Raw genomic sequence first — 21,600 nt, 5'->3', positions numbered from 1 at the left:
TCATTCCAACAAAGTCGAAATAACGAGCTGCGCCGCGGCCGCCGACGGGATGAAAGGGCAGAACCATGGATATTCAGTACGTAGCGCCTAGAACGCTCGATGAAGCGGTACGGGCGTTCGCCGCGGCGGCCGGCGCCGGCCGGATCCTGGCAGGCGGCACCGACCTCCTGGTCCAGATGCGCAACGGCGTCGTCGCGCCGGGCACGATCGTCGACATCAAGAAGATCGGCGAGCTGACCACCATCGAGGATACGAAGGAGGGCGGCTTCCGGATCGGCGCCGCCGTCTCGGGCGCGGTTCTGCGCGAACATCCCAAGGTCGGCAAGGTCTGGCCGGGCGTGGTCGAGGCCACCAACCTGATCGGCTCCACTCAGGTCCAGGGGCGTGCGACACCCGGCGGCAATTTGTGCAACGGCTCGCCGGCCGGCGACAGCGTTCCGGCCATGGTCGCGGCCGGCGCGATCGTCACCATCCACGGGCCGAACGGTCGTCGCGAGCTCGCCGTCGAAAAGGTGCCGAAGGGTCCGGGCCGGCTCAACCTCGAGCCGGGCGAGATCGTCGTTTCCTTCACTTTGCCGCCGCGGCCGAAGGGCTCGAGCGACGCCTATCTGCGCATGATCCCGCGCACCGAGATGGACATTGCCGTCGTGGGCTGCGGCGTCAGCCTGACGATGGACAAGGGAACCTGCACCGCCGCGCGCGTCGGCCTCGGCGCCGTCGCACCGACGGTGCTGCTGGTCGAGGAAGCGGCGAAGGCGCTCATCGGTTCCAAGCTCGACGAGGCGGCGCTGGCGAAGGCCGCTGCTGCCTGCAGCGCCGCCTGCCGTCCCATCGACGACAAGCGCGGCACCATCGCCTATCGCACCAAGGTGGCCGGCGTCCTGCTGAAGCGCACCGCACTGATTGCCGCCGAACGCGCGGGAGGAAACTAGGACCATGGCAAAGCTTCACGTCACCACCACCATCAACGGCGAGCCACAGGAATTCCTCTGCGACGCCGACCAGAGCATGCTGGATGTGCTGCGCGGACCGCTCGGGCTCACCGGCGCCAAGGAAGGCTGCGGCACCGGCGACTGTGGCGCCTGCACGATCACCCTGAACGGGCGCATCGTCTGCTCCTGCCTGATGCTGGCGGCCGAGGCCGAGGGCCAGAAGATCGGCACCATCGAAGGCATGGCCGGCGAAGAGCTGCACCCGCTGCAGCAGAAGTTCCTCGAATCGGCCGCACTCCAGTGCGGCATCTGCACGCCGGGCGTCCTGATGGCCGCCAAGGCCCTGCTCGAGAAGAACCCCGATCCGACCGAGCATGAAGTCCGCTTCTGGCTGGCCGGCAACCTGTGCAGGTGCACGGGCTACGACAAGATCATCCGCGCCGTGATGGATACCGCCGCCGACATGAGGGCCGCACGATGAGCACGACTGGGAGCACCACCGACACTGCCAACGACAACAAGTGGATCGGCAAGCGCACGATCCGGCCCGACGGCGCCGACAAGGTGACGGGTCGCGCGGCCTATGCCGCCGACACCACCATGCCCGGCATGATCTGGGGCAAGGTCTTGCGCAGTCCGCATCCGCACGCGCGCATCAAGTCGATCGACACCAGCAAGGCGGAAGCCCATCCCGGCGTGAAGGCCGTGATGACGGCCAAGGATATCGTGAACTTCCCGATCGAGAAGTCGGTGATGCTGGGCATCCAGGACATGCGCTGGATGTGCCGTAACGTCATGGCGCGGGAGAAGGCGCTGTTCGCCGGACATCCGGTGGCGGCGGTCGCGGCGACCACCGAGAAGATCGCGGCGGAAGCCTGCAAGCTGATCGAGGTCGAGTACGAGGTCCTGCCGTTCGTGATCGACGTCGAGGAGGCGATGAAGCCCGATGCGCCGATCCTGCACGACTTCATCAAGTTCAAGGACAAGCCGTCCAACATCGCCGGCACGCTGGAGCACAAGCTCGGCGACATCGGCGAAGGCTTTGCCAAGGCCGACATCGTCATCGAGCGCAGCTTCCGCACCCAGCCGGTACATCAGGGCTATATCGAGCCGCATGCCTGCCTGGTCAGCGTCTCCGACGGCAAGGCCACGATCTGGAGCTCCAGCCAGGGCCAGTTCATGGTCCGCGCCATGTGCGCCTACCTGACGGGGCTGCCGCAGAACGAAATCCGCGCCATTCCCGCCGAGATCGGCGGCGGCTTCGGCGGCAAGACGATCATCTACCTCGAGCCGCTGGCCCTGATCCTGGCCAAGAAGTCCGGCCGTCCGGTGAAGATGACCATGAGCCGGGCCGAGGTGTTCCATGCCTCGGGCCCCACCTCGGGCTCCTACAGCACGGTCAAGCTCGGCGCGACCAAGGACGGCAAGCTGGTGGCGGCACAAGGCACCTTCTGCCTGCAGGCCGGCGCGCTCCCGGGTTCGCCCATCCGCGGTGCAGCGGGCTGCGCCTTCGCGCCCTATGACATCCCGAACGTGCACTCGTTCGGCTACGATGTGGTGTCCAACCGCTCCAAGGTTGCCGCCTATCGCGCGCCCGGCGCGCCGATCGGCGCCTATGGCGTCGAGTGCGTCATGGACGAGATGGCCGAGGCGCTGAAGATGGATCCGCTGGAGTTCCGACTGAAGAACGCGGCGAAGCAGGGCACCAAGGCCGCGCACGGGCCGGTCTATCCGCGCATCGGCTTCGTCGAGACGATCGAGGAGGCGAGGAAGCACGCGCACTACACGACGCCGCTTCCCAAGGCGAAGAAGGGTATGCTGTATGGCCGCGGCGTGGCTTCGGGCTTCTGGTTCAACGCCGGCGGCGAATCCAGCGCCCAGGTCAACATCAACGAGGACGGCACGGTGGTGGTGATCACCGGCCATCCCGACATCGGCGGCTCGCGCGCCTCGACGGCCAACATCACCGCCGAGATCCTGGGCATCGACTACAAGAAGGTCTCGGTGCTGATCGGCGACACCAGCGTCATCGGCTTCAGCAACCTGACCGGCGGCAGCCGCGTGACCTACGCCTCGGCCATGGTCGTGACCCAGTCGACTGAGCGGGTGATCACCCAGCTGCGCGAGCGCGCCGCCAAGATCTGGAAGATCGATCCCGACGCCGTCGTCTGGGAGAATGGCGAGGCCCGGCCGGCCGGCGACAATGCCGGCAAGTTCGAGCCGCTGAGTCTCGGCCAGATCGCGGCCCAGGCCAGCGCCACCGGCGGGCCCATCGGCGCCGGCCAGCAGCTCAACACGACGGGCGCCGAAGGCGGCTTCGCCACGCATCTTTGCGACGTCGAGGTCGATCCCGACCTCGGCATCGTGCGCGTGCTGCGCTACACGGCCTTCCAGGATGTCGGCCGGGCCATTCATCCCAGCTATGTCGAGGGCCAGATCCAGGGCGGTGCCGCCCAGGGTATCGGCTGGGCGCTCAGCGAGGAGTACATCTTCAACAAGGACGGCAAGCTCGATAATCCCAGCTTCCTGGATTACCGCATGCCGGTGAGCTCGGACTTGCCGATGCTCGACTCGGTGATCCTCGAGATCCCGAACCCGAAGCATCCGCAGGGCGTGCGCGGTGTCGGCGAAGTGCCGCTGGTGCCGCCGCTCGCAGCGGTCTCGAACGCGATCTACGACGCGCTCGGCCGGCGGTTCTACAGCCTCCCGATGTCGCCGCCCAAGGTGCTGGCCGCGATGGACCTGGCAGCGGAATAAGAGAGGCGGTGACGGCCCCGCGCCGTCACCTCTTCGAAGACGCCGCGGGCGGCGCCCCTCAGCTCAGGCTCGGGCGCTGCTCGAGGGCCACGTCGCCGGCGACCCATTCGCCGTTCATCGTGCAGGAAGGCATCGCGAGCTGGATCAGCGATTCGCCATGCGCCTCCGGTGGGATTTGCTGCGCCTCGTCCTCGCCGGGAAAGGCCTCGCGGCGCATGAACGTGCGCATCGGCCCCGGATTGAACAGATTGGCCTTCACCTGGGTATGCGCGACCTCGGCCGCGTAGATCCCGACCATCATGTCGAGCGCGGCCTTGCTCGTGGCATAGGCTCCCCAGTAGGGAATGATCCTACGCGAGGCTCCCGAGGTCACGAAGATGGCCCGGCCGGCGTCGGAGCGGCGCAGCAGCGGGTCCATCGAGCGGATCAGGCGCCAGTTGGCGGTCACGTTCACCGCCATCACCTGCTCGAACACCTTGGGCTCGAAATGGCCCATCGGCGAGAGCGTGCCCAGGATGGCCGCATTGCCCAGAAGCACGTCGAGGCGACCGAAGCGATCGAACAGCGCCTGGCCCAGCCGGTCGATCCCGGGTCCGTCCGTAATATCGAGCGGTACCAAAGTGGCCGAGCCACCGATCGCCTTGATGCGGTCGTCGACCTCTTCGAGGCCGCCCACGGTCCGGGCGACGAGGACGCAGTGCGCGCCCTCGGCGGCATAGGCGAGGGCGGCCGCGGCCCCGAGACCGCGCGAGGCGCCGGTGATCAGCGCAACACGCCCGGCGAGGCGGCCGACGGCGGCTTCGGTCATGATCCTGAACTCAGGTCGATTCGACGAGGAGGGAGAGCTGACGATCCTCGACGCCGGTCACGTCGTCGAGGGCGATAGGATAGTCACCCGTGAAGCAGGCGTCGCAGAAGGCCGGATTGGCCGCGTCGCGGCCCGGCAGGCCCATGGCTCGATAGAGCCCGTCGATCGAAACGAAGGCCAGCGAATCGACGCCGATGAACTTCGCCATGCCGGCGACGTCGTAGCGCGAGGCCAGCAGCTTGTCCTTGTCCGGCGTGTCGATTCCGTAGAAGCACGGATCGGTGGTCGGCGGCGCCGCGATGCGCATATGCACTTCCTTGGCGCCGGCGTTGCGCACCATCTCGACGATCTTCATCGAGGTGGTGCCGCGCACGATCGAATCGTCGACCAGAATGACGCGCTTGCCCTCGATGTGGGCGCGATTGGCGTTGTGCTTCAGGCGAACGCCGAGATGGCGGATATGGTCCGCCGGCTCGATGAAGGTGCGGCCGACATAGTGGTTGCGGATGATGCCCAGTTCGAACGGCAGGCCCGACTGCGCGGCATAGCCGATAGCGGCGGGTACGCCGGAATCCGGCACCGGCACGACGACGTCGGCCGGCACCGGGCTTTCCTTGGCCAGTTCCATGCCGATGCGCTTGCGGGCGTCGTAGACGCCGATACCCTCGACCTTCGAATCCGGTCGCGCGAAGTAGATATGTTCGAACACGCAGAAGCGGCGCTTCTGCTTCACGAACGGCTTGATGGACCGGAGGCCGTTGCCGTCGACGATGACGATCTCGCCCGGCTCGACGTCGCGCACGAAGCGGGCGCCGATGATGTCGAGGGCGCAGCTTTCCGAGGTCAGGATCCACGCATCGTCGAGGCGGCCAATCACCAGGGGACGCACGCCCATCGGATCGCGCACGCCCAGCAGCGCTTCGTTGGTCAGCAGCAGGAGCGAATAGGCACCCTTTACGCGGCCGAGCGCGTCGATCAGCCGGTCGACCACGGTCGAATAATTGGAGCGGGCGATCAGGTGGTTGATCACCTCCGTGTCGGTCGTCGACTGGAACAGGCAGCCGATCCGGACCAGCTCCTTGCGCAGGAGATACGCGTTGGTGAGATTGCCGTTATGCGCGAGCGCCAAGCCGCCAAAGTCGAAATCGGCGAAGATCGGCTGAATGTTGCGGTCCGAGGAACCGCCCGTCGTGGCGTATCGGTTGTGGCCGATCGCCGAATAGCCGACGAGCTTTTCCATGACGGCCTGGGTGCCGAAGATGTCTCCGACCAAGCCGGCGGCGCGATGGTTGTGAAAAACCCGGCCGTCGAAAGTCACTATTCCCGAGGCTTCCTGCCCACGGTGCTGCAGGGCGTGGAGGCCCAGCGCGGTGTGCGCGGCGGCATCGGCTGTCCCGTAGATGCCGAACAGCGCACATTCCTCGTGAAACTTGTCGAGGTCGTCTTCGGAGCGTTTCAGGGGGGTATGCACGGCGGGGTTATAGCTGGGGTGTCGCCGCGACGCTATCAAGTATGACTCACTGCGGCGGTTTGGTTTCCCCCGGCGCGGCCGGTGTCGCGGGTGCGGCAGGAGTGGCATCCGACGGGGCGACAGTCGAAGGCGCCGAACGCGGCGCGGCTGTCGACGACCCCGGAATGACGCCGCTTTCCATGCCCGGGCGCTGCAGGCGGTTGCGGAAGCCGCTCGGCAGTTGCGGCTCCACGAAGGTCGCCATTTCACGGATCATCGGAAAACTGGCGGCGCCTTCGACCGCCGGCGGCAGCTGGCGGGGGCCGAGATAACCGTAGAACAGGAAGGCCGTTCCCATCGCGACCCAGGCGCAAAGCACGCCGAAGCCCGCCCCGAGAATCCTGTCGGGCCGTCCGAGCGGCCCGGTCCGGATGGACCGGGAAACCACGCTGGTGAGCATAATCAGCACGATCAGGGCTCCGACGAAGACGACGAGCAGGGAGATGAAGTAGGACAGTTCTGCGCTGCCCACGACCTTCAGGACCTCGGGCTCGACGACGTTCGAGAAGCGCCAGGCGATCCAGCCGGCGCCGATCCAGGAGGCGATGAACAGGATGGCATGGGCAAAGCCCGTGGACATGCCTATGAGCGCCCCGAACACGGCGACGGCGATCACTGCGACGTCGAAAACGGTAATTCCCAGCTGCTCCATCGACCCCGTTCTCTCCGTACCTCAGTATTGATCCCGGTCGCGCCGGCGGTCCCCCGATCCTTCGGGGGCTCCCTCGCGCCGGCCACGTTTTAGAGGCCGATCAGCCGGTTGGAAACGTGCCACAAGGTCCGATAGATGCTCAATTTCGTCAATGGCGATGCCCTCCGGCGCCCGCGGAGCGGGACCCGAGCCGCTGCGAACCTGCGGGACGAGTGCACTCCGGAAACCGAGTTTCGCCGCCTCCCGCAAACGGGCTTCGCGCTGGCCGACGGGCCGCACTTCGCCGCCGAGGCCGATTTCACCGAAAACCACCATATCGCCCGGCACCTGTTCGTCGGCCAGGGAGGAAATGACAGCCGCCGCCACGGCGAGGTCGGCGGCCGGTTCGCCGATCCTGAGGCCGCCGGCGACGTTCAGGTAGACGTCGTTCGCGCCGACCGTGACGCCGCAGCGTGCCTCCAGCACAGCCAGGACCATGGCAAGGCGGTTCGAATCCCAGCCGACCACGGCGCGCCGCGGCGTGGCGAGGGAGGAGGGGCTGACCAGCGCCTGGATCTCCACCAGCAGCGGACGGGTGCCTTCGATGCCGGCGAACACACAGGTCCCCGAGACGTGACCGCGGCGGTCCGCTAGGAACAGGGCCGAGGGATTGGCGACATCGGACAGTCCCCGGTCGGACATCTCGAAGACGCCGATCTCGTCGGTCGGGCCGAAGCGGTTCTTGACGGTGCGCAGGATGCGGAACTGATGGCCGCGTTCGCCTTCGAAGTAGAGGACCGTGTCGACCATGTGCTCGAGGACGCGGGGGCCGGCAATGGCGCCGTCCTTGGTCACGTGGCCGACCAGCAGCACGGCGATACCACGCCGCTTGGCGAGCTCGACGAGGGCCTGCGCCGAGGCGCGGACCTGGGTGACGGTGCCTGGCGTCGAATCCACGGTATCGAGCCACATCGTCTGGATCGAATCTATGACGGCGACCTTCGGCGCGTCCGGCTGCTCCAGCGACGCCACGATGTCACGCACCGAGGTCGCGGCGACCAGCTGAACGGGGGCGTCGGCCAGGCCCAGCCGTTCGGCCCGCAGGCGGACCTGGTCGACGGCCTCTTCGCCGGAAATGTACGCGCAGGCGGTGTGCTGCCTGGCGAGTGCCGCCGCCATCTGCAGCAGCAGGGTCGACTTGCCGATCCCGGGGTCGCCACCGATCAGCAGCGCCGAGCCGACGACCAATCCGCCGCCGCACACACGATCGAACTCGTTGATGCCGCTCTTCAGTCGCGGCGGCTGCGGTGTCGAGCCCGTGAGGCCCGTGAAGTCGAGCAGGCGTCCTTTTCCGAGACGGGCCATCGCGCCGCCAGCCGGGCCGGGGGCGGGAGCGGCCTCCTCGACGATGGTGTTCCACTCGCCGCAGGACTCACAGCGCCCGCTCCATTTCGACGTGATGGCGCCGCAGGACTGGCAGGCGTAGCGCTTGAGCGGCCGCGCCACGATCAGAGCTTCCGGACCTGCATCCGGATCGGGCCCTCGGCCCGGCCATGGATGAACTGGTCCACATGGGCGTTCCCCGAACTGTCGATGTCGGCGACGGGGCCCTGCCAGATGAGCTTGCCCTCGTGCAGCATGCCGATGCGGTGACCGATCTTGCGGGCGCTCGCCATGTCGTGGGTGATCGAGATTGCCGTGGCGCCCAGACTGCCGACGGATTTCACGATCAGATCATTGATCACGTCGGCCATGATCGGATCGAGGCCGGTCGTCGGCTCGTCGAAAAATATGATCTCGGGTTCACGTGCGATCGCTCGGGCGAGCGCCACGCGCTTCTGCATGCCGCCCGACAATTCCGAGGGGAAGAGGTCGCCGATTTCAGGGCCGAGGCCGACGGCGCCCAACTTGCCGATAGCGACTTCACGGGCCTGGTCGGGGGCCATGCCATCGCTCTGGATCGGCCCGAAGGCCACATTCTCCCAGACGCGCAGGGAGTCGAACAGGGCACCACCCTGGAACAGCATGCCGAACTTGCGCATGACCCGCGCACGGTCGCGATCGGACAGGTCGCTCGTCTCCTCGCCGTCGACCTTGATCGAGCCTTGGTCGGGCTTCAGAAGGCCGAGAATGCATTTCAGCAGCACCGACTTGCCGGTGCCCGACCCGCCGATCACGACCATCGATTCGCCCGGTGCCACGTCCAGGTCGATGCCCTGCAGCACCTTCTTGGGTCCGAAAGCCTTGGTGACGCCGCGCAACGAGATCTTGGGAGAGGCCATGCGGGGGGAGCCGATCAACGGGCGAAGAAGGCTTCGGTGATAAAGTAGTTGAAGGTCAGGATCAGCATCGAGGCGGAGACCACCGCGCTGGTAGTCGCCTTGCCGACACCCTGGGCGCCGCCGCGCGACCTGTAGCCGTGATAGCAGCCCATCAGCGTGATCAGGAAACCGAACACCGCCGCCTTGACCAAGCCCGAGAAGACGTCCTGGAACTGCAGGAAGTCGAGGGTATTGCGCAGGTAGGCGGCATCGTTGAAGTCGAGCTTGTAGACGCCGATCAGGAAACCGCCGAACACGCCGATGATATCGGCGACCAGCACCAGGAACGGCAGGGTGAGGATACCTGCGATGAGGCGGGGGGCGACAAGATACTTGAACGGGTCGGTGGAGAGCGTCGTGAGGGCGTCGATCTGCTCGGTGACGCGCATGGTGCCGATTTCGGCAGCCATTGCGGCGCCGACTCGCCCGGCGACCATCAGGGCGGCGAGCACGGGTCCCAGTTCACGGGTCAGCGAAACCACGACGACGTTGGGAATGGCGCTTTCGGCGGAGAAGCGCGCGAAGCCTGTGTAGCTCTGCAGCGCCAGCACCATACCCGTGAAGATCGCCGTCAGGCCGACCACGGGCAGCGAGTAGTAACCGATCTCCATGATCTGCCGGAAGATCTGTCGGCGGTAATAGGGCGGCTGCAGACCCTGCCGGACCGCCTTGAAGGCAAAGGCCGAGACGCTGCCTATCGCCTCCAGGAAGGCGAGCGTCATCCGGCCCAGGACCGTAAACAGGGGAAGCGTCACGCCGGTTCTCCCGTTTCGTCGGCCGGCGCCTCGGCGAAGCGGTCGACATAGGCACGATGATAGCGTCGGCCCAAGGCGGTCATGACCTCGTAGGCGTTCGTCCGCGCATGGTCGGCCAAGTTATCCGGCGTGAGATGAGGACCCAACACCTCGACCGTCGCGCCCGGAAGGCAATCGACCTCCGGTACATCGGTCACGTCTATGGTCACGAGATCCATCGAGATGCGGCCGATCACGGGTACATTGTGGCCGGCAAGATGCACATGGGCCCGGTTGACGAGGTTGCGGAAATAGCCGTCGGCATACCCCAACGCAATGGTGGCGATCCGGCTCGGTCGTGCCGAACGCCAGGCGCCGCCATATCCGACCGTCTGGAAGGCATCGATCTGGCGCGTCTGGAGGATCCGGGCCTCCAGGGTCACGACGTCCAGCATCGGGTTGGCCTGACCCGGCAGGGGATTGATGCCGTAGAGCGCCGCGCCGGGACGCAGCAGGTCGAAATGATAATCCGGTCCCAGGAAGATGCCCGACGAGTTGGCCAGCGACGTCGGTGCTCCGGGCATCGCGCGCACGAAGTTGCGGAAGCGGGAGAGCTGTTCGCCGTTTACCGGGTTCGAGGGTTCTTCCGACGCAACCAGATGGCTCATGATCAACGCGAGCCGCAGGCCGCGCAGCCGGCCGCGTTCGTTGATCAACACCTGCGCGTCCTCCGCACCGAAGCCAAGCCGATGCATGCCGGTGTCGAGGTGCACGACGGCGTCGAGGGCCTGGTTGAAGCGCTGGGCTGCAGCCCGCCAGGCATTCAGCTGTGCCAGGTGATTGAGCACGGGGACGAGGCGGTGCTCCACGAAATCGCCTTCGGTGCCGGGAAGCAATCCGTTCAGGACGTAGATCGGCAGCTCGGGCAGCACGCGGCGGAGCGCTATCCCCTCGTCGATATGCGCGACGAAGAACTGGCGGCAGCCTTCGGCCGCCAGCAGGGGACCGACCACGGTCGCCCCCATGCCATAGGCATCGGCCTTCAGAACGGCGGCGCAGTCGACCGGCCGGCCGGTGGCGCGTCCGGCATCGCGCAGCCCGCGCCAGTTGGCGGCAATCGCGCCCAGGTCGATGGAAAGGACCGCCCCGGCGCGGCGCGCCGGGTCATGATCGTCGGGAATTGACACGTGGCGACCTTAGAACGCTGACACGGGCTCGTCAGCAACGCCATCGAGGTTGCCGAACTTCGTGAACTGTCCTTCGAACGAGAGGCGTACGATGCCTGTGGGGCCGTGTCGCTGTTTTGCCACAATGACCTCGGCCTTGCCGTAGGTCTGTTCGCAGCGCTGCTTCCAGTCGTCGTGCCGCTCGTTGAATTTCTGGTCGCTCTCCTCGGCGCGGCGAGCGGGCTCGCTGCGGGTCAGATAGTATTCCTCACGATAGACGAACATCACGACGTCCGCGTCCTGCTCGATCGACCCGGATTCGCGAAGGTCGGAGAGCTGGGGCCTCTTGTCCTCGCGTTGCTCTACTGCGCGCGAAAGCTGCGAGAGCGCGATCACCGGGACGTCGAGTTCCTTTGCGAGTGTCTTCAGGCCTCGGGTGATCTCCGAAACCTCCTGCACGCGGTTTTCCTGACGACTCTTGCCCGACGGGTTCAGGAGCTGAAGGTAGTCGACGATGATGAGGCCGAGACCGTGGGTGCGCTTCAGCCGGCGAGCGCGGGTGCGCAATGCGGCGATCGACAAAGCCGGCGTATCGTCGATGAAGAAGTTGAGATGCTCCAGTTCGTGGCTGACGTTGATGACCCTGTCGAATTCGTGGCTCAGCACCTCGCCGCGGCGGATCTTCTCCGAGGAGATTTCGGCCTGCTCGGAGAGCATACGGGTGGCAAGCTGCTCGGCGGACATTTCGAGCGAGAAGAAACCGACCACCGCGCCGTCCACGGCTTTCGGATGCCCGTCGACGATCTCCTCCCGGTACGCCTTTGCGGCGTTGAAGGCGATGTTGGTCGCCAGGGCGGTCTTGCCCATCGACGGTCGGCCGGCGAGGATCAGCAGGTCGGATCTGTGCAGGCCGCCCAGCAACTGGTCGAGATTGAACAGGCCTGTGGCCACGCCGGTGAGCTTGCCTTCGCGCACATAGGCGGCCTCGGCCGCCGTCATGGCCTCGGTCAGGGCCATGCGGAACGGTTTGAATCCGCCCTCGGTCTGGCCCGTCGTCGCGAGGTCGTAGAGCTTCTTTTCAGCGACCTCGATCTGTTGCAATGCGGTCTCGTCGACGTCGCCCGAGAAGGCGCCGTTCACGACGTTCTCACCCAGATCGATGAGCTGCCGGCGCAGGTAGAGATCGTGGACCGCGCGGCCGAACGCGGCCGCGTCGATCACGTGCACGGAGGCTGCTGCCAGTCGTGCGAGATAGGCCGCGCCGCCGGCCTCCTTCATCGCGGGATCCTGCTCGACGTAGGTCTTGAGCGTGACGGCGCTCACGACCTGGCCGCGCTCGATCAGGCGCGACAGCGAATCGAAGAGCTTGCCGTGGAGCGGATCGGCGAAATGCTCGGGGCGCAGGAACTCGGCCACGCGCTGGTAGGCGGCGTTGTTGATCAGGATCGCGCCGAGCAAGGCCTGCTCGGCCTCGAAATTGTGCGGCGGCTCGCGCAGGCGTGCATCTTCGGCGCCGGGCAGGCGCGTGACGTTCGAGGTGTCTTTCAGCGGCTCCATCACATTGTCTTTGCCGAAGATGGGAGAGGGATCACAGCGCAAAGAATCGCTGCGCAGGCTTATCCAGAGTTTAGCGAGGATACTTCCTATTCAGCGGCCATGGTCTCTGCGACGTTCTTCAGACGTTCTTCGGTAACCATGTAGTCACGAATGAGCGGCACCGCATCCTGGCGCCGGCTGATCTGTATCTGAAACACCATCTGCCGCATGTAGCGGAAGGCGACCTCGCAGCCCGCGAGATAGAATTCCCACATTCGGCAGAAGCGATCGTCGTAGCCGGCGATTTCCTTGATTTTCTCCCGGTTGGCGAGGAAGCGATGGCGCCAGCGACGCAGGGTCTCTGCATAATGGAGCCGCAGCACTTCGATGTCGGTGACCCACAGCCCGGCCCTCTCGATCGCGGCAAGGACCTCCGACAGGGCGGGCGAATAGCCGCCCGGGAAGATGTATTTGCGAAGCCAGGTGTTGGTGCCCCCGGGGGGCTCCATGCGGCCGATCGAATGCAGCAGCATCACGCCGTCATCGGCCAGGAGGTCGCTTATCTTTCGGAAGTATTCGAGGTAATGGGCCGAGCCGACATGCTCGAACATTCCGACCGAGACGATACGGTCGTAACGGCCGGATTCCTCGCGATAGTCGATGAGCTTGAAGCGGACACGGTCCGAGATTCCTGCCGCCTGGGCGCGTCGGTTGGACACGCCATGCTGTTCGCGCGAGAGCGTGACACCCGTGACTTCGACATCGAACGATCGGGCGAGGAACAACCCCATGCCACCCCAGCCCGAGCCGATGTCGAGTACCTTGTGACCCGGCTTCAGGAGCAGCTTCGTCGCTATATGAAGCTTCTTGTCGGCCTGCGCGAGTTCGAGGGATTCGTTGCCCGTCTTGAAGTAGGCGCAGGAATACTGACGGTCGGGATCGAGGAAGAGATCGTAGAGTTCGCCCTTGAGATCGTAGTGGTGGGCGACGTTTTGCTGAGCCCTGCCGATGGGATTGTACTGCTCCAGCAGCCGCAGGCCTCGCTGGAGCCTGTAGGACCAGCGCATCATGGCCGTTGAATCGACGGCGTCGATGTTTCGCCCGAGGAGGTCCAGCAGGTCGTAGAGGTCGCCCTGTTCGACGGTCAGCCGGCCGTCCATGTAGGCTTCGCCGAGCGCGAGACGGGGGCGGAAAGCGAGGTGGATTCCGGTCCACCAGTCATGGACCCGCATCGTCACGGAGGGACCGGGTTTTGCGCCCGTGATCTGATGCGGCCGACCCGTCTCATCGACGATGGTCAGTTGGCCTTCGCTCACCACCCGGGCAAGGACCTGCGCCAGCAGCACGACGGATAACTCCAAGTTGTCGCTGCCCAAATGTTAGTCCCATCCGTATTTTCGGCGCAAAGGGAGGGATACAAAAAATTAAGCAGGGTAAATGTGAATAAATCGCATTTGGATTGCCAAGATTCATAGGCGGTGATATCGGGCCATTGATACTCACTCGCAGCGGAGGAAGACGTGAAGAGACGTGCGCTCGTGAAGACTGGCCTGGCGTTTGGTTCCGGCGCGTTCATCGCGCGTCGCGCCTGGGCGCAGGGCGGCACGCTCAATCTCTATTCCGCCCGCCACTACAAGACCGATGAGGCGCTGTACGGCAATTTCGCCGACCTCACCGGTGTGAAGATCAACCGGATCGATGCCGAGCCCGATCCTCTCATCCAGCGTCTCCGGACCGAAGGCGACAAGAGCCCGTGCGACGTGTTCATCACCGTCGACGCCGGCCGCATCGAACGCGCCCGGGAGATGGGGCTCCTGCAGGCGACCGACTCGCCCGTCCTCGCCAAGGCGATCCCCTCGCACCTGCGCGATCCCGACAACACGTGGTTCGGCTTCTCCAAGCGCGCCCGCATCTTCGTCTTCAACAAGGAGAAGATGCAGGCCGCCGCGGCGCCGCAGACCTACGAGGACCTCGCCGATCCAAAGTGGAAGGGCAAGGTCCTGATCCGTTCCTCCGGAAACATCTACAATCAGTCTCTCACCGGCTCGGTGCTGGCGGCCGATGGCCTGGAGAAGACCGAAGCGTGGGCCAAGGGCGTCGCCGCCAATCTGGCGCGTCCGCCGCGCGGCGGCGACACCGACCAGATCAAGGCCGCCGCAGCGGGCGAGGGCGACGTCGCCGTCGTGAACACCTACTACTTCGTGAACCTGGTGCGCTCGACCAAGCCGGAGGAGCGCGAACTCGCGGCCAAGCTTGGGGTCATCTTCCCGAACCAGGCCAATCGCGGCACGCACGTAAACCTGAGCGCCGGCGGCGTCGCCAAGCATGCGCCGAACAAGCAGGCGGCGGTCAAGTTCCTCGAGTACCTGGTCTCGCCGCAGGCGCAGAAGTACTTCGCCGACGGCAATTCGGAGTATCCGGTCGTGGCCTCGGTCGAGCTGTCGCCGGAGCTCAAGGCACTTGGCCCCTTCAAGGAGGATCAGCTCAACGCCCGCGTGTTCGCGCAGAACAACGCCGAGGCGCTGAAGATCATGGACCGGGCGGGCTGGAAGTAGGACGCCCCGACGCCGCCACCGTGCGGCTCAGCAGGATCACCGGTGCAAGGGACACGGTGACGATGAGAATGGATCCGACGGCCGCCTGAGCCAGGCGCTCGTCGGATGCGAAGCGGTAGACCCCGATCGCGAGCGTGTCGAAGTTGAAAGGCCGTATCAGCAGGGTCGCCGGCAGTTCCTTCAGCACTTCCACGAATGCGACGATCCCGGCCGTCAGGACCGGCGCCCGCAGCATGGGCAGGTGGATACGCCACAGCACGTCGCGTGGCCTCGCCCCGAGGATGCGCGCGCTCGCGTCCATGGCCGGATCGATGGCGGCAAGCCCGGGCGCGACGTTGGCCAGCCCGACGGCGAGGAAGCGAACCGTATAGGCGACGACCAGGGCGAAGGCCGTGCCACTCAGCAGCAGGCCGGTCGGAACGCCGAGCAAGCGCCGCGAGAGCAGGTCGAGGCCGTGATCGGCAAATGCCAGCGGCAGCAGCACCCCGACGGCGATGACGGCGCCGGGAATGGCATAGCCGAGCGATGCGAAGGCGATGGTGCGGTGGAGCAGCCGCCGGCGGACGAGGCGACCGGCGTAGCTCAGGAACACGGCGAGACCGACGATGTTCGCAGCCGCTACCGTCGCCAGGATCAGGCTGTTGAAGGCATCGCCGATGAAGCGACTGTCGGTCAGCAGCACGCCGGAGGACAGGGCGAGCTGCGCGAGATGTGCCGTTGGCACCGCGAAGCCAAGCAGGATCGGCAGAGCGCAGGCAGCCAATGCAGCGAGACCTGCGGGCAACGAGAGCTGCACCGGGTCGGCGACGTGGCGCAGGTTGGAGGCGATGGCGAAGTGGGCGCCGCCGCGTGACCGGCGTTCCAGGGCAACCAGGACGACCGCGATGAGAATGAGAACCATGGAGAGCTGCGCCGCGCCCTCGCGGTTTCCCATGCCGTACCAGGTCCGGTAGATCGCCGTGGTGAAGGTGTGGATGCCGTAATACTGGACGGTCCCGAAGTCGGCGAGGGTCTCCAGCAGTGCGAGGGCCGTGCCGGCGGCGATCGCGGGGCGGGCCAGCGGCAGGCCGATGCGCAGGAAGGTGCGCCAGGGTCCGTTGCCGAGGATACGGCTCGCCTCCAGCAGAGACCGCGACTGGGCGAGGAACGCCGCGCGCGCGGCGAGATAGACGTAGGGGTATAGGACCAGGGTGAAGAGCAGGGCGACGCCCTGGGGAGAGCCGAACTCGGGAAACCAGTAGTCCCCGCGGCTCCATCCCATCGCGGTGCGCAGCGCGGACTGAAGCGGGCCGGCAAAGGTCAGCAGGTCGGCATAGGCATAGCCGATGATGTAGGTCGGCATGACGAGCGGCAACAGCAACGCCCATTGCAGGATCTGGCTCCCGGGAAACCGGTACATCGTCACGAGCCAGGCGGTGCCGGTGCCGATCATGACGGTGCCGAGGCCTACGCCGATCAGCAGGACGATCGTGTTGCCGACGATCTCGCGGAGCTGAGTCTCGGCGAGGTGGCGCCAGAGCTCGCCCTGGGCGCTGAACAGACTGGTGGCGATGCCGAGCAGGGGCAGCGCGACGACCGCCGCAACGGCGAGGGCGCCGAGCCGCCAGATCACGGACGCACCAAAAGAAAACGCATGCCATCGCGGTGCGATGACATGCGTTCGAAGAACTCCGCGGTGCCTGTCGGCACGCGTACTACTTCTGGTCGGCCGGCGTTTCCTCGGCCGCAGCCTCGGCAGTCTCGCCTTCGCCCTCGGCTGCCTCGGCCGACTTGGCCTCGAACAGCGCAGCGGCCTGGTCGGCCGCACGCTGCGCGGCTTCCGCCGCTTCCATGGCCGCACGCTCGGTCTCCGCCACCAGCCTGCCGCCCTTGGCGAGGAACTCGGCTTCGTCGGCAGAACGGGCAACCAGCACCGAGATCTCGACCACGACTTCCGGATGGAGGTGGATCTTGATCTTGTGCTCGCCCAGCGCCTTGATCGGCTTGTCCAGTTCGACCTGGCTGCGCTCGATCTTCACGCCCTGTGCGGCAGCGCCGTCGGCGATGTCGCGCGAGGTGACCGAACCGTAGAGCTGCAGCGCCTCGGAGGCCTGGCGGATGATGGTGACCTTGAGGTCGCCCATCTTCGCGCCGACCGCTTCGGCTTCCTGCCGGCGCTCGAGGTTCTGAGCCTCGAGGACCTTACGCTGCGATTCGAAGTAGGTGATGTTGTCCTTGGTCGCGCGCAGCGCCTTCTTCTGCGGCAGAAGGTAGTTGCGGGCGAAGCCGGGCTTCACCTTCACAACATCGCCCATCTGGCCGAGTTTCGGCACGCGCTCGAGCAGGATGACGTTCATCGGCATGATTGCGTCTCCCGACTAGGCGATGAGGTAAGGCAGGAGGGCCAGGAAGCGGGCGCGCTTGATCGCCTGGGAGAGTTCGCGCTGCTTCTTGGACGAGACTGCCGAGATACGGCTCGGTACGATCTTGCCGCGTTCGGAAATGAACCGCTGCAGAAGGCGCACGTCCTTGTAGTCGATCTTCGGGGCGTTGGCGCCGGAGAACGGGCAGCTCTTGCGGCGGCGGGTGAACGGACGACGCTGTGCGCTCATGCTTCTTCTCCCGTTTCAGAGGCCACCGGGGCGGCACCGCCCTCGTCGCCGAAGCGCGAACGCTCGCGACGCGGCGGGCGATCGCCCCAGCGTTCGCCACGATCGCCGCCCGGACGGTCGGACTTCTCGGCGCTGCGCACCATGATGGCCGACGGGGCTTCCTCGAGCTCGTCGACACGCACGGTCATGTAGCGGATGATGTCTTCGTTGATCGACATCGTACGCTCCAGCTCCTTCACCGCCGCCGCGGGGGCGTCGATGTTGAGCAGGGTGTAGTGACCCTTGCGGTTTTTCTTGATGCGGTAGGTCAGCGAGCGCAGGCCCCAATACTCCTTCTTGGAGACGGTGCCGCCCATGCTGGTGACCAGTTCGGAGAACTGGGTGGTCAGAGCCTCCACCTGCGTCGTCGCAACGTCCTGACGCGCAATGAAGACATTCTCGTAGAGTGCCATGTAGATTCGGCTCCTTATGGCTGTTAGCGACCCGAAGTTCCGAAGAACCGCCCGGATCTAGCCGCCCCACGCGGAATGCACCGGGGCGGCAAGGAGATCGGGGCCGATTCAGGCCCCGAAGAGGCGCGGTTATACAGGCAAGCGGTCCGAAAGCAAGTATTCCCCGTGCGGCTTGACTGCGTCCCGCGCCCCGGTATGACTGCCCGCAATCGCGATGAAAATCATGGGAAAACGCGCATGAGTCGGGCTTTTGTCTTTCCGGGGCAGGGATCGCAGGCTGTCGGCATGGGGGCAGATCTTGCCGGTGCCTTTGCCACCGCCAGGGAGGTCTTCGGCGAGGTCGACGAAGCGCTGAAGCAGAACCTCTCTAAACTCATGCGCGAAGGACCCGAGAGCGATCTCGTCCTAACCGAGAATGCTCAGCCCGCCCTGATGGCGGTTAGCGTCGCGGTCACCCGCATCCTGGAGAAGGACGGAGCGAAGCCGCTGTCGTCGCTGGCCGCCTATGTCGCGGGCCACTCGCTGGGTGAGTATTCGGCGCTCGCGGCGGCCGGCGCCCTGACGCTCGCGGATGCCGCGCGCCTCCTGAAGCTGCGCGGTCAATCGATGCAGAAGGCCGTGCCCGTGGGCATCGGCGCCATGGCCGCCCTGCTGGGGATCGAACTGGAGGCGGCCCAGGACGCCTGCAAGGAAGCAGCCCAGGGAGAGGTCGTCGCGGTCGCCAATGACAATGGCGGCGGCCAGATCGTCGTGAGCGGTCACAAGGAAGCGGTCGAGCGTACCATCGAGGCCGCCAAGTCGCGGGGCTGCAAGCGCGGCATGATGCTGCCGGTGAGCGCGCCTTTCCATTGCCCGCTGATGCAGCCGGCCGCCGATGCGATGAAGGTCGCGCTGGAGGAAGTCGTGCTGATGCCGCCGCGCGTGCCGCTGGTTTCCAATGTGCTGGCTTCGGAGCTCAGCGAGCCGGGGGCGATCAAGCAGCGCCTGGTGGAACAGGTAACCGGCCTCGTGCGTTGGCGCGAGAGCGTGCAGTATATGAAAAGCAAGGGCGTCGATGTCCTGGCGGAGTGCGGCACCGGCAAAGTCCTGTCCGGGCTCGTCAAGCGCATCGACAAGGAGATGACCGGCCTGGCACTCAATACACCTTCAGACATCGAAACCTTCCTCAAGACGGCCTAAGGAGAGCGCCATGTTCGATCTGACCGGCAAGGCAGCTCTTGTGACCGGCGCGTCCGGGGGTATCGGCGGCGCCATCGCGCGCGCGCTCCACAAGCAGGGGGCGACGGTCACCCTGTCGGGCACGCGTGCCGAGGCGCTGGAACAGCTCAAGGCCTCGCTCGGCGAGCGAGCGCATGTCGTGGCCGCCAGAATGGACGATCCGGCCGATATCGACCGGCTCGCCAAGGAGGCTGAAGCTGCCATGGGCGGCAAGCTCGACATCCTCGTGAACAATGCCGGGATCACCCGCGACAACATCTCGATGAGGATGAAGGACGAGGAATGGGAGAAGGTCCTGCAGGTCAACCTCACCGGGACTTTCCGGCTGACCCGTGCGGCGATGCGCGGGATGATGAAGCGCCGCTTCGGCCGGGTCATCAGCATCACCTCGATCGTGGGCGTCACCGGCAATCCGGGGCAGGCGAATTATGCCGCCGCCAAGGCCGGGCTGATCGGCATGTCGAAGTCGCTGGCGCAGGAGCTGGCGTCGCGGGGGATCACGGTGAATTGCCTGGCGCCCGGATTCATTGCCACACCGATGACAGACGTGCTGACCGACGATCAGAAGAAGACGATTCTGGCACGTGTTCCCGCCGACCGCCTCGGCACGCCCGACGAGATTGCGGCCGGTGTGGTCTATCTCGCCAGCAACGAGGCCGCCTATGTCACAGGTCAGACGCTGCACATCAACGGCGGGATGGCGATGATCTGAGGGACAGGCTTACAAGTGCCTGATTCTGTGGGCTTTTCGGACCTAGCCAATGGTACGGGAGCTATGTTAAGAGCCCGGCATTCGCCAACCCCCTGGCGACCGGAATTTGTTGGATACACGGGAAGGACAAGACAATGAGCGATATTGCCGAGCGCGTTAAGAAGATCGTCGTCGAGCACCTCGGCGTCGAGGCCGCGCAGGTCAAGGAAGAGGCCAAGTTCATCGACGATCTGGGCGCGGACAGCCTCGATACGGTCGAGCTGGTGATGGCGTTCGAGGAAGAGTTCGGTATCGAAATTCCCGACGACGCGGCGGAGAAGATCCAGACCGTCGGCGACGCCATCGGCTTCATCAAAGGCACCGCGAAGTCCTGATCTTCACCGGTTCCTGAAAGAGGAAGGGCGGAAGATGAGGCGTGTTGTCGTAACCGGCATGGGAATGGTGACGCCGTTGGGTGACGGCGTCGACACGAACTGGCGTCGCCTGATGGCGGCGGAGTCCGGCATCCGGTCGATCCAGGCTTTCGATACCTCGGACCTCGCGACCAAGATCGCGGGCGAGGTGCCCCAGGGCGACAAGGCAAACGGCCACTTCAACGTGGACGATTACCTTGCCCCCAAGGAGCAGCGTAAGCTCGACAAGTTCATCATCTTCGGTATCGCGGCCGCCCAGCAGGCGGTCGAGGATTCCGGCTGGATGCCGCAGGACGAGGAAGGTCTCAATCGGACCGGCGTCATGATCGGCTCCGGTATCGGCGGTCTTCAGACGATCTACGAAACGTCTCTCATCCTGAAGGAGCGGGGGCCGCGTCGCGTCAGCCCCTTCTTCATTCCCTCGGCGCTGATCAACCTCGTCTCAGGGCAGGTCTCGATCAAATACGGGTTCCGGGGACCCAACCACGCCGTGGTCACCGCCTGCGCCACCGGTGCACATGCCATCGGCGACGCTGCGCGGCTGATCCAGTTCGAGGATGCCGACGTCATGGTGGCCGGCGGCGCCGAAGCCGCCATATGCCGCATCGGCATCGCGGGATTCAATGCCTGCAAGGCGTTGTCGACCGACTTCAACGACACGCCGACACAGGCCTCGCGCCCGTGGGACAAGCGGCGCGACGGCTTCGTGATGGGCGAGGGTGCGGGCTGCGTCGTGCTCGAAGAGTACGAGCATGCCAAGAAGCGCGGCGCCAAGATCTACGCCGAGATCCTGGGTTATGGCCTGTCCGGAGACGCCTATCACATCACGGCTCCATCCGAGGACGGCGACGGTGCGATGCGTGCGATGAAGGCGGCGTTGAAGCGCGCGAATCTGGGTACCGATCAAATCGACTATGTGAATGCACACGGCACGTCGACGATGGCCGACGTGATCGAACTCGGCGCCGTGAAGCGTACCTTCGGCCAGGATGTCCATAGTCTCTCCATGTCGTCGACCAAGTCGGCGACCGGACATTTGCTGGGCGCTGCCGGCGCGATCGAGGCGATCTATGCGATCAAGTCCCTGATCGACCAGGCCGTTCCGCCGACGTTGAACCTCGACGAGCCCGACGAGGGCTGCGACATCGATCTGGTTCCCAAGCAGGCCAAGCAGCGCAAGGTTCGCCATGCCCTGAGCAACTCCTTTGGCTTTGGCGGCACCAACGCGTCCCTGATTGTCGGGCCTGTCTGATTTCATCCTGAG

21 protein-coding genes are annotated in these 21,600 nt (G+C 65.5%); 8 read left to right on the top strand and 13 right to left on the bottom strand.

Annotation, left to right across the window (positions count from 1 at the left end; translation table 11 throughout):
* Positions 1-71 precede the first annotated feature (71 nt).
* Genes ACP15H_RS10675 through ACP15H_RS10665 form a run of 3 tightly spaced genes read left to right on the top strand, consistent with a single transcriptional unit; the run spans position 72 to position 3,689 of the window.
* Positions 72-932, top strand: coding sequence for an FAD binding domain-containing protein (locus ACP15H_RS10675; protein WP_425069886.1), 861 nt, complete (start codon positions 72-74; stop codon positions 930-932).
* Between the two features lie 4 nt (positions 933-936).
* Complete coding sequence (locus tag ACP15H_RS10670) at positions 937-1,413, top strand: (2Fe-2S)-binding protein (protein WP_425066160.1); 477 nt, start codon at positions 937-939, stop codon at positions 1,411-1,413.
* Positions 1,410-3,689, top strand: coding sequence for a xanthine dehydrogenase family protein molybdopterin-binding subunit (locus tag ACP15H_RS10665; RefSeq protein WP_425066159.1), 2,280 nt, complete (start codon positions 1,410-1,412; stop codon positions 3,687-3,689). The genes ACP15H_RS10670 and ACP15H_RS10665 overlap by 4 nt, the downstream gene beginning before the upstream one ends.
* Positions 3,690-3,747: 58 nt before the next feature.
* On the opposite strand, the gene ACP15H_RS10660 is transcribed toward ACP15H_RS10665, so the two are convergent.
* The 9 genes from ACP15H_RS10660 to ACP15H_RS10620 all read right to left on the bottom strand — a co-directional run bounded on the left by ACP15H_RS10660 (position 3,748) and on the right by ACP15H_RS10620 (position 13,756).
* Complete coding sequence (locus ACP15H_RS10660; protein ID WP_425066158.1) at positions 3,748-4,497, bottom strand: SDR family NAD(P)-dependent oxidoreductase; 750 nt, start codon at positions 4,495-4,497, stop codon at positions 3,748-3,750.
* A 10-nt stretch (positions 4,498-4,507) separates the two neighbouring features.
* A complete protein-coding gene (gene purF, locus ACP15H_RS10655) occupies positions 4,508-5,968 on the bottom strand; it encodes an amidophosphoribosyltransferase (protein WP_425066157.1) in 1,461 nt (486 codons plus the stop codon).
* A 46-nt stretch (positions 5,969-6,014) separates the two neighbouring features.
* Positions 6,015-6,659, bottom strand: coding sequence for a CvpA family protein (locus ACP15H_RS10650; protein ID WP_425066156.1), 645 nt, complete (start codon positions 6,657-6,659; stop codon positions 6,015-6,017).
* A gap of 21 nt (positions 6,660-6,680) precedes the next feature.
* The gene (gene radA / locus ACP15H_RS10645; protein WP_425066155.1) at positions 6,681-8,144 is read right to left on the bottom strand and encodes a DNA repair protein RadA; all 1,464 of its coding nucleotides are present in this window, start codon (positions 8,142-8,144) and stop codon (positions 6,681-6,683) included.
* Positions 8,145-8,146: 2 nt separating this feature from the next.
* Positions 8,147-8,920 carry an ABC transporter ATP-binding protein gene (locus ACP15H_RS10640; protein WP_425066154.1) on the bottom strand — a complete coding sequence of 258 codons (774 nt, stop codon included), beginning with the start codon at positions 8,918-8,920 and terminating at the stop codon, positions 8,147-8,149.
* A gap of 14 nt (positions 8,921-8,934) precedes the next feature.
* The gene (locus tag ACP15H_RS10635) at positions 8,935-9,714 is read right to left on the bottom strand and encodes an MlaE family ABC transporter permease (RefSeq protein ID WP_425066153.1); all 780 of its coding nucleotides are present in this window, start codon (positions 9,712-9,714) and stop codon (positions 8,935-8,937) included.
* A complete protein-coding gene (gene alr, locus ACP15H_RS10630; RefSeq protein WP_425066152.1) occupies positions 9,711-10,880 on the bottom strand; it encodes an alanine racemase in 1,170 nt (389 codons plus the stop codon). The genes ACP15H_RS10635 and alr overlap by 4 nt, the downstream gene beginning before the upstream one ends.
* A 9-nt stretch (positions 10,881-10,889) precedes the next feature.
* The gene (locus tag ACP15H_RS10625) at positions 10,890-12,416 is read right to left on the bottom strand and encodes a replicative DNA helicase (RefSeq protein WP_425066151.1); all 1,527 of its coding nucleotides are present in this window, start codon (positions 12,414-12,416) and stop codon (positions 10,890-10,892) included.
* A gap of 86 nt (positions 12,417-12,502) precedes the next feature.
* Positions 12,503-13,756 carry a class I SAM-dependent methyltransferase gene (locus tag ACP15H_RS10620; RefSeq protein ID WP_425066150.1) on the bottom strand — a complete coding sequence of 418 codons (1,254 nt, stop codon included), beginning with the start codon at positions 13,754-13,756 and terminating at the stop codon, positions 12,503-12,505.
* Positions 13,757-13,915: 159 nt separating this feature from the next.
* On the opposite strand from ACP15H_RS10620, the gene ACP15H_RS10615 reads away from it, so the two are divergent.
* The gene (locus ACP15H_RS10615) at positions 13,916-14,950 is read left to right on the top strand and encodes a Fe(3+) ABC transporter substrate-binding protein (protein ID WP_425066149.1); all 1,035 of its coding nucleotides are present in this window, start codon (positions 13,916-13,918) and stop codon (positions 14,948-14,950) included.
* Here ACP15H_RS10615 and ACP15H_RS10610 read toward each other — a convergent pair.
* The 4 genes from ACP15H_RS10610 to rpsF all read right to left on the bottom strand — a co-directional run bounded on the left by ACP15H_RS10610 (position 14,925) and on the right by rpsF (position 17,993).
* Positions 14,925-16,562 carry an ABC transporter permease gene (locus tag ACP15H_RS10610; protein ID WP_425066148.1) on the bottom strand — a complete coding sequence of 546 codons (1,638 nt, stop codon included), beginning with the start codon at positions 16,560-16,562 and terminating at the stop codon, positions 14,925-14,927. The two genes, ACP15H_RS10615 and ACP15H_RS10610, sit on opposite strands and share 26 nt — an antisense overlap.
* A gap of 82 nt (positions 16,563-16,644) precedes the next feature.
* On the bottom strand, positions 16,645-17,286 hold the full coding sequence (gene rplI, locus ACP15H_RS10605; RefSeq protein ID WP_425069885.1) for a 50S ribosomal protein L9: 642 nt from the start codon (positions 17,284-17,286) through the stop codon (positions 16,645-16,647).
* A 21-nt stretch (positions 17,287-17,307) separates the two neighbouring features.
* Complete coding sequence (gene rpsR / locus ACP15H_RS10600; RefSeq protein WP_425066147.1) at positions 17,308-17,541, bottom strand: 30S ribosomal protein S18; 234 nt, start codon at positions 17,539-17,541, stop codon at positions 17,308-17,310.
* The gene (gene rpsF, locus ACP15H_RS10595) at positions 17,538-17,993 is read right to left on the bottom strand and encodes a 30S ribosomal protein S6 (protein ID WP_425066146.1); all 456 of its coding nucleotides are present in this window, start codon (positions 17,991-17,993) and stop codon (positions 17,538-17,540) included. Before rpsF ends, rpsR begins: the two co-directional genes overlap by 4 nt.
* Before the next feature lie 237 nt (positions 17,994-18,230).
* Here rpsF and fabD point away from each other — a divergent pair, with 237 nt between their 5' ends.
* From fabD to fabF, 4 genes are all read left to right on the top strand, one after another.
* A complete protein-coding gene (gene fabD, locus ACP15H_RS10590; RefSeq protein WP_425069884.1) occupies positions 18,231-19,172 on the top strand; it encodes an ACP S-malonyltransferase in 942 nt (313 codons plus the stop codon).
* 10 nt (positions 19,173-19,182) lie between these two features.
* Complete coding sequence (gene fabG, locus ACP15H_RS10585) at positions 19,183-19,923, top strand: 3-oxoacyl-[acyl-carrier-protein] reductase (protein ID WP_425066145.1); 741 nt, start codon at positions 19,183-19,185, stop codon at positions 19,921-19,923.
* Between the two features lie 134 nt (positions 19,924-20,057).
* Positions 20,058-20,297, top strand: a complete 240-nt coding sequence (locus ACP15H_RS10580) for an acyl carrier protein (protein WP_295135853.1) — start codon at positions 20,058-20,060, stop codon at positions 20,295-20,297.
* Between the two features lie 34 nt (positions 20,298-20,331).
* On the top strand, positions 20,332-21,588 hold the full coding sequence (gene fabF, locus ACP15H_RS10575) for a beta-ketoacyl-ACP synthase II (protein WP_425066144.1): 1,257 nt from the start codon (positions 20,332-20,334) through the stop codon (positions 21,586-21,588).
* Positions 21,589-21,600 lie beyond the last annotated feature (12 nt).

It is taken from the genome of Reyranella sp. (assembly GCF_965249915.1).
Classification (GTDB): Bacteria; Pseudomonadota; Alphaproteobacteria; order Reyranellales; family Reyranellaceae; genus Reyranella.
The sequence above is the reverse complement of the archived record's forward strand: the minus strand, read 5'-3'. Positions and strand labels throughout refer to the sequence as shown.